The 10,513-nt window shown below is 71.9% G+C and carries 10 protein-coding genes; 1 reads left to right on the top strand and 9 read right to left on the bottom strand.

Features of this window, described 5'->3' with window-relative positions; all coding sequences use genetic code 11:
* Positions 1 to 4 precede the first annotated feature (4 nt).
* A complete protein-coding gene (locus ACYQ78_RS05295) occupies positions 5 to 1,543 on the bottom strand; it encodes a ComEC/Rec2 family competence protein (RefSeq protein ID WP_459799527.1) in 1,539 nt (512 codons plus the stop codon).
* Between the two features lie 220 nt (positions 1,544 to 1,763).
* On the opposite strand from ACYQ78_RS05295, the gene ACYQ78_RS05290 reads away from it, so the two are divergent.
* Positions 1,764 to 2,636, top strand: coding sequence for an AMIN-like domain-containing (lipo)protein (locus tag ACYQ78_RS05290; protein WP_459799526.1), 873 nt, complete (start codon positions 1,764 to 1,766; stop codon positions 2,634 to 2,636).
* Between the two features lie 11 nt (positions 2,637 to 2,647).
* On the opposite strand, the gene ACYQ78_RS05285 is transcribed toward ACYQ78_RS05290, so the two are convergent.
* Genes ACYQ78_RS05285 through ACYQ78_RS05250 form a run of 8 tightly spaced genes read right to left on the bottom strand, consistent with a single transcriptional unit; the run spans position 2,648 to position 10,454 of the window.
* The gene (locus tag ACYQ78_RS05285; RefSeq protein WP_459799525.1) at positions 2,648 to 3,694 is read right to left on the bottom strand and encodes an MSMEG_0565 family glycosyltransferase; all 1,047 of its coding nucleotides are present in this window, start codon (positions 3,692 to 3,694) and stop codon (positions 2,648 to 2,650) included.
* Complete coding sequence (locus tag ACYQ78_RS05280) at positions 3,691 to 4,512, bottom strand: carbon-nitrogen hydrolase family protein (RefSeq protein ID WP_459799524.1); 822 nt, start codon at positions 4,510 to 4,512, stop codon at positions 3,691 to 3,693. Before ACYQ78_RS05280 ends, ACYQ78_RS05285 begins: the two co-directional genes overlap by 4 nt.
* Before the next feature lie 3 nt (positions 4,513 to 4,515).
* Positions 4,516 to 5,340, bottom strand: coding sequence for a carbon-nitrogen hydrolase family protein (locus ACYQ78_RS05275; protein WP_459799523.1), 825 nt, complete (start codon positions 5,338 to 5,340; stop codon positions 4,516 to 4,518).
* 9 nt (positions 5,341 to 5,349) lie between these two features.
* Positions 5,350 to 6,777, bottom strand: a complete 1,428-nt coding sequence (locus ACYQ78_RS05270; RefSeq protein WP_459799522.1) for an MSMEG_0567/sll0787 family protein — start codon at positions 6,775 to 6,777, stop codon at positions 5,350 to 5,352.
* A gap of 5 nt (positions 6,778 to 6,782) precedes the next feature.
* Positions 6,783 to 7,838 (bottom strand): MSMEG_0568 family radical SAM protein, encoded by a 1,056-nt coding sequence (locus ACYQ78_RS05265; protein ID WP_459799521.1) that lies wholly within the window; start codon positions 7,836 to 7,838, stop codon positions 6,783 to 6,785.
* On the bottom strand, positions 7,838 to 8,350 hold the full coding sequence (locus ACYQ78_RS05260; protein WP_459799520.1) for an MSMEG_0572/Sll0783 family nitrogen starvation response protein: 513 nt from the start codon (positions 8,348 to 8,350) through the stop codon (positions 7,838 to 7,840). The genes ACYQ78_RS05265 and ACYQ78_RS05260 overlap by 1 nt, the downstream gene beginning before the upstream one ends.
* Before the next feature lie 11 nt (positions 8,351 to 8,361).
* Positions 8,362 to 9,177, bottom strand: coding sequence for an amidohydrolase family protein (locus ACYQ78_RS05255; RefSeq protein ID WP_459799519.1), 816 nt, complete (start codon positions 9,175 to 9,177; stop codon positions 8,362 to 8,364).
* Positions 9,177 to 10,454 carry an MSMEG_0569 family flavin-dependent oxidoreductase gene (locus tag ACYQ78_RS05250; protein WP_459799518.1) on the bottom strand — a complete coding sequence of 426 codons (1,278 nt, stop codon included), beginning with the start codon at positions 10,452 to 10,454 and terminating at the stop codon, positions 9,177 to 9,179. The genes ACYQ78_RS05255 and ACYQ78_RS05250 overlap by 1 nt, the downstream gene beginning before the upstream one ends.
* Positions 10,455 to 10,513 lie beyond the last annotated feature (59 nt).

Below are 10,513 nucleotides of genomic sequence, written 5' to 3'. Positions count from 1 at the left end.
CTCCTCAGATCAGGGGGTGGTAGAACGGGCCGATCGGATAGTTGGCGTCACCCGATCCGGCGGTGTTCGGGAACAGCTCGTTCTCGGTGTCGGTCGTGTCGGTCCTCTCGGTGGTGCCGTACACCTGGACCTTGACCCGTTTGCCGGTCTCCGTGGTCGTCCGGAGCGCGACGATCGACTCGTCGGTCGGCCGGATCACGATGTCGCCGAGCAGCTTCCCCGACCGCACGTTGGTGGTGTAGTCGCGGGTCCTGCGCTTCTTGACGACCTCGGTGAGGTAGAGGCCCTCCACGGTGTTGTCGATCTCCCTGGTCGTGCCGCGCAACCCCCAGCGCGCGGTCTTGACGTTGTCGATCCGGTCGAGCACCTGCTGGGTCGGGTGGTCGTGCGCGCGGGCCCGGAACCCGCAGGAGATCGCGATCACGTACGGCCGGACCTCGGACAGGAAGTAGGTGTCCACGCTGGACGCGCTCGCGTGGTGGCTGGCCTTCATCACCGTGCAGTGCCCGGCGTGCGGGAACTTGTCGGCGCCGCGGACGTACCCGGTCAGCAGCTTGGTCGCCGGGAAGTTCTCCTGCATCGCCGGGCCGAGCACCTTCTCCACGTCTCCGTGGCTGTGCGACGAGCCGATCTTCTTGTTCTTCTTCTTGCCCTTGTACTTGGCGCCCTTGCCCTTGGGCGGGTCGGGCATCGCGTTGGTCGACACGTTGCCGCCCGCGGCACGGCCGTCGCCGGCGATATCGCCACCGCTGAAGAAACGGAACGATCCATACGACAGCACGAAGCACAGGGAGCGGTCGTTCATGTCGACCGCGTTCTTACTTCCCTTGGGCGGCACGGCGACCACGTCGTTGAACTTCTCGCGGTAGACGCCCTGGCCGGAGGCGACCATCCGTACGGTGATCGGGATCGCCTTGCCGTCTTCGTCGGCGACGCCGTCGCCGAGTTCGATGACCAGCGGTTTCTTCGTCTTCGGGTCGAGGCCGCCGGGCAGGACCTCGACGATCGTGGCCCGCTTGCCGGTCGGGAGTTTCAGGCTGACGTCCTCGAGGGTCTCCCTGAACGCCGGGAACAGCTTGTTCTTCGGCACGGTCGTCTTGTCGTACAGCGGGTTCACGTAGATCACCCCGGGCACGAAGCGCGGGACGGTCCGGCTCTTGCCCTTGGGCTTCTTGGGCACGTCCTTGTCGAGCAGCACACTGTTCAGCCCCGCCAGGTGGTCGGCGTGGAAGTGGCTGACCATCATCGACAGGTTCGGGTAGTAGCCCGGGACGGTCACCACGCCCTGGCGGATCAGCATCCGGACGACGTCGTCGCCGTAGGAGCTGTCGCCGCCGTCGACCAGCAGCGCCCTGACCACCGTGCCGGTCAGCGGGACACCCGACCGTAAGGCGAACGGGACGTAGTCGATCGGATCGGTGGGCGGGGTCTTCAGCTTGGCCTCGATCGCCGCCCGGACCTTGCCCAGGTCCCGGTGGATGATGAGGAGCGAGTCTCCCTGGCTGACGTTGATGATGTGGATTTCCAGGCGCGCAGAAGTCATCCCACCGTTCCTAGTGATCAGCCCCGATGACGAAATATCCACATAATTCGCGCGGCTTTGACCTTACGTTGGATCGTGCCAAACCGTCCATGTCCGCATCCGGACACGCTCGAGAGATGGCCGCCGGGCCACACTTTCCCTACTTTTCAAAACTTCCGGGCGGTTCGCCACGTCTTAAGGTCAGTCATTCCTTGGAACGTGACAAGCACGGGGAGAACACATGATCGCCTTACGCTCCGCCCTCGTCAGAACCGCCCTGGCGGCGGGTCTGCTGGTCCCCTTGGTGGTGACGCCCGCCGCGACGGCCAAGGCGGTGCCGCAACTGGTCGCGATCCGGGCCGACCGGCATCCCGGCGTCGACCGTCTCGTGTTCGAGTTCCGCAACGGGCTCCCGCCCACGCGGATCGCGGAGTACGTGCCGAAGCTGATCGCCGACGGCTCGGGCCACACCGTCCCGGTCCCCGGGAGCGCGAAGCTCGCCCTGCGGTTCTTCGACGCCCGGGGCCACAGCGACGCGGGCGGCTCGACCTACGGCGCGGCCCGCCGGACCTACGCGCTGCCCGGGGTCATCCAGGTCGTCAACACCGGCGACTGGGAGGCGACGCTGTCGTTCGGAGTGGGCCTGGCCAAGAAGGTGCCCTACCGGATGTACACGCTGACCGGCCCGAGCCGGGTCGTCGTCGACTTCACCGTGAACTACCGCACCGTCCCCGTGAAGGTCCACTTCCTCGACCTCCCGCGCGAGCCGAGGCTCAAGGCGGTGACCCGGCAGGTCATCCCGCCGAGCACGGCCAACGGCGCCCTGCTGCGCCTGTTCGCCGGCCCGACCACGGCCGAGCGGACGGCCGGGCTGCGGTTCGTGAACTCCGGCGCGACCGGGTTCAGCAAGCTGACCGTGACGAACAGGGTCGCCCGGGTCTACCTGACGGGGAACGTGCGCAGCGGGGGCTCGACGTTCACCATCGCCAACCACATCAACGCGACCCTCAAGGGCTTCTCCACGATCAAGTGGGTCAAGATCTACGACGCGTCGGGCAAGACGGAGCGCCCCAACGGCAACACCGACTCGATCCCCGAGTCCCTGGAGCCGTGAGACGCGGCAGTTCAGCGACGCGCCCGGTAGAAGTCGCGATGGGCGAGAGCCGCCCGGTGCCACGTGTGCCGGGCGGCCAGCGCTCTTCCCGCCGCGGCCCGATCCACCGACGGGACCGTCACCGCCTCGCGTAGCGCCCGCGCCAGTGACGACGGGCCGTCCGCGAACAGGGCCGCGCCCGTGAAGATGTCGCGGAAGACCGTCAGGTCGCGGACCACCAGCGGCACCCCGGCCGCCAGTGCCTCCATGGCGGCCAGGCCGAACCCCTCTCTCGTCGACGGGAACGCGAACGCCGACGCCCCCGCGACCAGCCCCGGCAGGTCCTCGTGCGCGACCGGGCCGAGCACGACCGGCGCGACGCCCAGCTCCACCGCCCGCGCCTCCCACTCGGCCCGGTAGGCGCGGTAGTCGAACAGCGTCTCCCCGCCCGCGATGACCAGCGGATACTCCGGCAGCAGGGCATGCGCTTCGAGCAGGTCGAGGGAGCCCTTCCGGGGTTCGATCCCGCCGACGGTCAGCACGTACGTGCCGAAACGAGACCGCCACGGCGCACCGTCGGCGGTCGAGAAGCGCGAGGCGTCCACCCCGTTGGGGATCACCGCAGCCGTGATGCCCCACCCGGCCGACAGCTCGGCGGCCACCGCCGACGACACGCAGATGTGCGCGAGGGGCTCGACCAGGGCCCGTTCGTGGCAGGCCGCCAGCTCGGGCGTCGTGAAGTGGTCGAGGTGGTGGACGGTCCTGATGCACGGCCCGGCCGCGTTGGCGGTGATGCAGTCCTGGGCGTGCACGACGTCGTACCGGGAAGGCCGGAAGGCCTCGCCCAGCAGGTCGATCGACCGCAGGACCCGCTCCCCCACCGTCTCGCCGGGCACGTCGGGGCAGTCGACGATGTGGACGGGCACCGTCACCTCGCGGTAGAAGCGCCGGTCGCCGCCACGGCCCAGCGCCCACACCTCCACCTCCTCGCCGAGCGCGGCCAGGGCCTCGGCGAGGGCGAGGGTGTGCACGACGCCGCCGCGCGGCTTGGTCGAGTAGGTCAGCAGCGCGATCCTCATGCGCGGTAGGCCTCCGGACGGCGTTCGCCGATGTGCCGCAGCACCCGCCGGGCCTGGGCGATCTCCGCCGCCACGTCGAGTTCGGCGACCGCGAGACCGGCCTTCGACCACGTGCGGGCCAGGATGTCGCCGCCGGGACCGACCACCTTGGCCTGGCCCAGGAAGCGCATCCCGCCCATCGCGCCCGTCTGGTTCGAGGAGGCCAACACCACTTGGTTCTCGGCGGCGCGGGCACAGTCGTACAGATCGAACAGGCGTGACTGCCGGTCCTGGGCCATGCGCGGGGCCCGGTTGGTGATGCTGGTGGGCCACGCGGACAGGCAGGCGATGATCTGGGCGCCGTCGAGGGCCAGCGAGCGGGCCGACTCGGGGAACGTCTTGTCGTAGTCGATCAGCATCCCGACCCGGCCGACGGGGGTGTCGAAGGCGTCGAAGCGGTCGCCGGGGGCGTAGGCCGCGATCTCGCCCGCCGGGAGGTGGACCTTGCGGTGGCGGCCGAGCACGCCGTCGCCGGTCACGCAGACGGCCGAGTTGTAGCGCAGGTCGCCCTCGGCCTCGCAGTAGCCGACGCAGACGACCATCTCGGCGGCCAGTTCGGCGACCCGTTTGATGAGCGGGTCGTCGGGGTCGAGGGCGGGCGGCAGGGCCGAGGGGTCGGGGTGGCGCAGGTCGGCGAGGTAGCCGCCGAGGGTGGCGTCGGGCAGGACGAGCAGGCCGGCGCCCTCCAGGCGCGCGTCGGCGATGAGCTTGGCGACCCGCTGGAGGTCGAATTCCAGGTCACGACCGAAGTGCGCGGAGGCGGCGGCGATGCGGAGCACGGATCAGAATCCTGCCGCATATGCCTCGGGACGGCGATCCCGCAGGTGCCCCATCGACCGCCGGGCGGTCGCCAGGGTCTCCTCCAGGTCGAGCGAGGCGGCGGCGTAGCCCTCGGAGACGCCGGTGGCGGCCAGGATCTCGCCGCCCGGTCCGACGATCTTGGCGCGGCCGACGAACCGCAGGTCACCGAAAGTGCCCGACTGATTCGACGACACCCACACCACCTGGTTCTCCAGCGCCCGCGCCTGGTCGAACAGGTCGAAGCGCCGGGTCCAGCGGTCGTCGGCCAGGTCGGGCGCGGGGTCGGTGCGGCTGGCGGGCCAGGCCGACACGCAGACGACGATCTGCGCGCCGTCGAGGGCCAGCGAGCGGGCCGACTCGGGGAACGCCTTGTCGTAGCAGATCATCATGCCCATCCGGCCGGCCGGGGTGTCGAAGGCGGTGAAGCCGTCGCCCGCCGCGTAGCTCTGGTCCTCCCGCAGCGGCTGGTGGACCTTGCGGTGGTGGCCGAGGATCCCGTCGCCGGTCACGCAGACGACGGAGTTGAACCGCAGGTCGCCCTCCGCCTCGCAGTATCCGGCGCAGATCACCAGATCCCCGGCGATGTCCGCCAGCCGCCGCAGTTCGGGGCCGTCACGCCGCAGCGCGGGCGGCCCGGCTGCGGCGCCGCCCAGGTTCGCCAGATATCCGCCCAGGCACGCCTCCGGGAGCGCCAGCACCGCCACGCCCTCCGATCGGGCCCGCGCGGCCAGGCGCCCGATCGTGGCGAAGCACGCCTCCAGGTCCCGGCCGAAAGGTGCGGCGACCGCCGCCAGCCGAATGGTCATGCGTCCTCCTCAGGCCGTTCCGAGCCCGGTCACCATCGTGTGTACGGCCTCCGTCTCCACCCCGTCGGGCCAGCGCAGCCGCACGCCGCCCCCGGAGACGAGCTCACCGCAATCGGCCCCGGTGGCGGGCCCGGCCGGCAGTTCCGGGCCTCCGGCCGTGAGCATGGCGAAGCCGGGGAAGCAGGTCAGCCAGTCGCCCATCGTCACCCCGGAGGGCCGGGGCACCCGGTGCGGTTCGAGCACCGCGCCGCAGCCGCTCGCCTCGGCGAGCATGCCGAGGGTGCCGGCGATCCCGGCCATCGACACGTCCTTGGCGGCGGCGGGCCGGGCGCGTCCGACGGCGCCGAGCATGGCCTGGAGTTCCTCGGTGGTCCGCGTCGAGGTGGAGTCCCACTGGCGGCCCCGGTAGCCGGTCCGCCACCGGCCGCCGAGGTCGGCGGTCAGCCGTACCGTCTGTCCGGGACGCCCTCCCCCGCCCGGCACCGGGCTCGGGGTCCGTCCCAGCGCGGTGACGGCCAGGGAGGCGGGCACCCCGAGCTGGGTGTGGCCGCCGAGGATCGGCACGTCGTAGGCGTAGGAGGCGCGCCGCAGCCCGGTCAGCACGCGGGCGGCGAACGAGGCGTCGCGGGCGCCCAGCGCGTCGAGCAGGCCAACGGGGGTGGCGCCCATGGCGGCGAGGTCGTTGAGGTTGACCAGCACCGCGCACCATCCGGCCCAGTCGGGGTCGCGTTCGACCATCGACGGCAGGATCGCGTCGCACGCCGCGACCACGTCGCTCCCGGGCACCGGCGCGCCGTCGTCGCCGACCCAGCCGCGTCCGCCGGGCGAGAGCCCGCGCAGCAGCGGCCCGAGCACGCCCTTCCCCGCCGCGGCCTGGGCGAGCCGCCCGATGGGCCACCGCATCGTCAGATGCGGCCGCCCGGCCACCTTCGCGGCGCCGACCGCGCGCCAGCCGAGCCGGGTGAACACCGGAACGGCCCTTTCCTGGACGTCGGCCTCGAACCGCAGCACCCCGGCGTCCTCGGCGTGGGCGCACGCGGCCCGGATCAGCGCGGGCCCCACGCCGGGAGCGCCGCGCAGCCCCGGGTCGACGACGAGCCGGGAGCCGCGCCACCACCCGATGTCGGAGCCGTCGTCCACAGGGCCCAGCCGCACCCCGCCGATGACGGTCCCCGCGGGATCGCGGGCCACCAGCACGACGGTGCGCGGATCCTCGTCGCGGAAGTCGAGGTCGTCGCCCTCGAAAAGGCCCTGCTCCTCGACGAAGACGCGGCGCCGCAGGAGGCGGTAGGCGTACAGGCACCCTCGATCGGAGGTCGCCTCCACGACGAACCGGGGTTGCGCCCGCCGGACCCCGAGCAGCGCGGGCACCTCCAGCGGACCGGGCGCCGGAAGCTCCGGCGCGTCGGTCAGCAGCACATCGCACACCGAACTCACGCCACTCACCCGCCCGCCGTCGCCAGGGCGCTGCACGCGCCGCACGCCGCGCAGCCCGCGCCCTGCTCCGCGCCGGTCATCCCGGCGCCGCGCAGCATCGCGGCCACGCGTTCGGTCACGTCGCGCACCAGTTCCCTCGAAGGCGCCGGTACGCCGTCACGCCGCCCCAGCGTCCCCACCAGAGGCCGGTAGGGCACCACGAAGGGGTAGACGCCGCGTTCGATCAGCCGGGACGCCCCCGCGACGAGCTCGTCGGGCGACTCGCCCAGCCCGATCAGCAGGTAGGTCGACACCCGGTTGCGCCCGAACACCCGCACCGCCTCGTCCCAGGCGGCCCAGTAGTCCGAGAGCGGGGTCCGCGCCTTTCCGGGGGTCCACCGGCGCCGGACCTCGTCGTCGAGCGACTCGACGTGGATGCCGATGGCGTGCGCCCCGGCCCGCTTCAGCTCCGAGATCCAGGCCAGGTCGCCGGGGGGCTCACACTGCACCTGGATCGGCAGGCCGGGCACGGCTCCGAGCACGGCCCGCACCGACCGAGCCAGCACCTTGGCGCCGCGATCGGCCCCGGAGGTGGTGCCGGTCGTCATGACCATCTGCCGCACCCCGTCGAGCCGGACCGCCGCGGCGGCCACCTCGGCGAGCTGCGCGGGGGTCTTGGCCGCCACGGTCGCACCGCCCGTGAGGGACTCCTCGACCGCGCAGAACCGGCAGCGCTCCTCCTCGGCGTAGCGCACGCAGGTCTGCACCACGGTCGTGGCGAGCACGTCCGCGCCGTGCAGCTTCGCGATCTTCTCGTACGGCACCCCGTCGGCCGTCGCCAGGTCGTAGAACCGGGGCCGCTTCACGGCCCGGACGGCCACGCCCATGTCGGTGCCGCCGAGGTAGAGCCGCCCGTCGCGGACGACGTAGGGGCTCGACGGGTCGAGGGGCAGCGCGGCGTTCGCACCGTCGACGAGCAGGTGGCCGTCGTCCGACGGACCGGCGCCACCGGTCCGCCGTACGGGCGCGTCGAGCCGGACCCCTCGGATGGCCACGTCGACGCGGGTCGAGACGCGGTCCATCAGAACATGTACGTCGAGTTGATGATGGCGCCCTTGCGGGAGTAATGGATCAGCGCGTCCTGCACGTCGAGCGGGTGGGTCGGGATCACGCCCTCGATGAGGTCCTCCTCGCGGGCGCCGTGCAGGGAGAGGCCGAACCGGCAGCAGAAGACCTTGCCGCCCTCGGCGATGAACGTCTTCAGCGAGTTGTTGATGTTGTGCTCACCGGGGAACGCCGAGTTGCCCGTGGTCGGGAAACCGCGGGTGGCCAGGCAGTTCAGCGAGCCCGGCCCGTAGAAGTAGATGGCGGATTCGAAGCCCTTCCGGAGGGCGCGGGTCGCCTGGAGGATGGCCACGAAGCTGACCGACGACTCGTGCGCGATGCCGTGGACGAGCGTGAAGTACGACTCGCCGTCCTCGGCCTTGTAGTCGGGGAAGACCTTCGTCTCGCCGTACAGGCTCGACCCGTCCGGGAGCGACGGGTGGGGGATCTCGGTGAGGCTGGCCTGCTCCAGCTCGGTCAGTTCGGTCATGTCAAAGGCTCCTATCCGTAGAGCTTCTCGAAGGTGTCGTGGAAGACCAGCCGGGCCAGCTCGCCGTCCCCCACGGCGGCGCTGAGCCGGGCGTGCTCCCCGGGGTGGTCGCCCCAGGGTTCGTCGCTGGCGAACAGCAGCCGGTCGTGGCCGAGGCCACGCCGGTCGATCTCGTGGGCCAGCCAGCGGGGGGCGAACCCGATGGCCCAGGAGAGGTCGGTGTAGACCCGCTTGCCGGCCGCGATCCAGTCGAAGAACCGCGAACCGGCCAGCTTGATGTGCCCGGAGGCACCGCCGCCGAAGTGGACGAGGTGGAGGGCGACGGCGTCGCCGTACCGCTCGACCAGATGGGCGATCTCGTCGATGTCGGAGGCGGCGCCGGGCGAGGTGTGCACATGCACGACCAGGTCGCGGTCGCGGGCGACGGCGAAGACGCGGTCGAGCAGCGGCTCGCAGGCGGGGTCGGCGGGCCGTCCACCGAGCAGGAAGCTCAGTTTCAGCGCCCGCACCCCGGGCTCCCCGGCGAGGGCGAGCGCGGCGAGGGTGCGCGGCTCGTCGGCGGGCAGCGGCGAGACCCACAGCCCGGCCCTGATCCGGTCGTCCCGCGCGGCGGCCTCGACGCAGAGTTCGTTGAAGGAGAACGCGACGGCGGGGTCGGGCACGCCGTAGTTGGGGATGACCAGCGCCCGCTCGGTCCCCTCGCGGTCGAGGTCGGCGATCAGCTCGCCGATGGTGGCGCGGGCGCCGACGTCGGGCCGGACCGGCGGGCCGCCGTAGAAGGGATAGGCCGGTAACACGCCGAGATGGCGGTGCGCGTCGCGGATCATCACGTCCCCAGCAGTTCGGGGTGGACGTAGTAACCGGACCCCGAGGCGGCCCGCCCGGCGAGGTGGGCGGCGACGTGCCCGGCGAGGTGCTCGGCGTCGCGGCCGACGCCGGAGAACCTGCCCGACCCCCAGGTGTGCTGCCAGGGGAGCCCGAGGAAGTAGAGCCCCGGCCAGCGCGTCACCCCGCGCGTGTGGGCGGGGTAGCCGGTCCCGTCGAACACGGGGACCCTGATCCACGAGTGGTCGCGCCGGAAGCCCGTACACCAGACGACGGCTGCGATCTCTTCTGTACGAACGTCTGAGGCCCCCGGCGGGGGCTGCCAGACCGGGACATAGCGCTCCTCGACGGGCGCCGAGATCCCGTTCGAGCCGATGTAGGCGTCGATGGAGTCCTTGACGCCCTCGGAGACCGCGTCGGCGTGGTCGAGATTGGCCTGGAGATCATCGCCGAAGACGATCTTTCGGTCGGTCACCTGGTTCAGCCGCCCGTGTAAGCGCATCCCGTCGCGGGCGAACGCCCGCAGGTCGATGTCGCGCCCGCCGTCGCGTCCTGTCACGTAGTGGTTGGCCCGGGACCGCACCGCGTCGGGGTCGTCGAACTCGGTGATCGGGCGGTCGTAGTGGCCCATCAGGTCGAGCCACTCGACCACGTCGCGCCCGCGGTAGCGCCGCGCGACCCGGGGCGCCGACCCCACCGACAGGTGGACGGTCCGCCCGGCCAGGAACAGGTCCTCGGCGATCTGGCAGCCCGACTGCCCGCTCCCCACGACGAGCACCGGCCCGTCGGGCAGGTCGGCCGGGCTCCGGTAGGCGTCGGAGTGGATCGACGGCACGGCCAGCCGCTCGGCCACCCGGGGCACGACCGGCGTCTGGTAGGGCCCGGTCGCCACCACGACCTGCCCGGCGGTCAGCACGCCCCGGTCGGTCGTGACGGCGAACCCGCCGTCGACGGCGGTCAGCCGGGACGCCGTGACGCGTTCGACGACGGGCGGCGCGAACGAGGCGGCGTACCCCTCCAGGTAGGAGACGATCGCGTCGCGGCCCATGAAGCCGTCGGGTTCGGCGCCCTGGTAGGGGTATCCGGGCAGGTCGCACTGCCAGTTGGGGGTGACGAGGCAGAAGGTGTCCCAGCGCCGGGAGCGCCACGACTCGCCGACCCGGCCGCGCTCCAGCACGACGTGGCCGACGCCCAGCCGGGTGAGGCAGTGGCTCATCGACAACCCGGCCTGGCCGCCGCCGATGACGACCACGGGGTGGACGGAACCGTCGACTCTCATGCCCCTTAGTGCATGAGCGGGCCGTTGCCGATCGATGTCATCCGGAACAAATCCCCGTC

Source organism: Herbidospora sp. RD11066 (assembly GCF_054661255.1).
The sequence above is the reverse complement of the archived record's forward strand: the minus strand, read 5'-3'. Positions and strand labels throughout refer to the sequence as shown.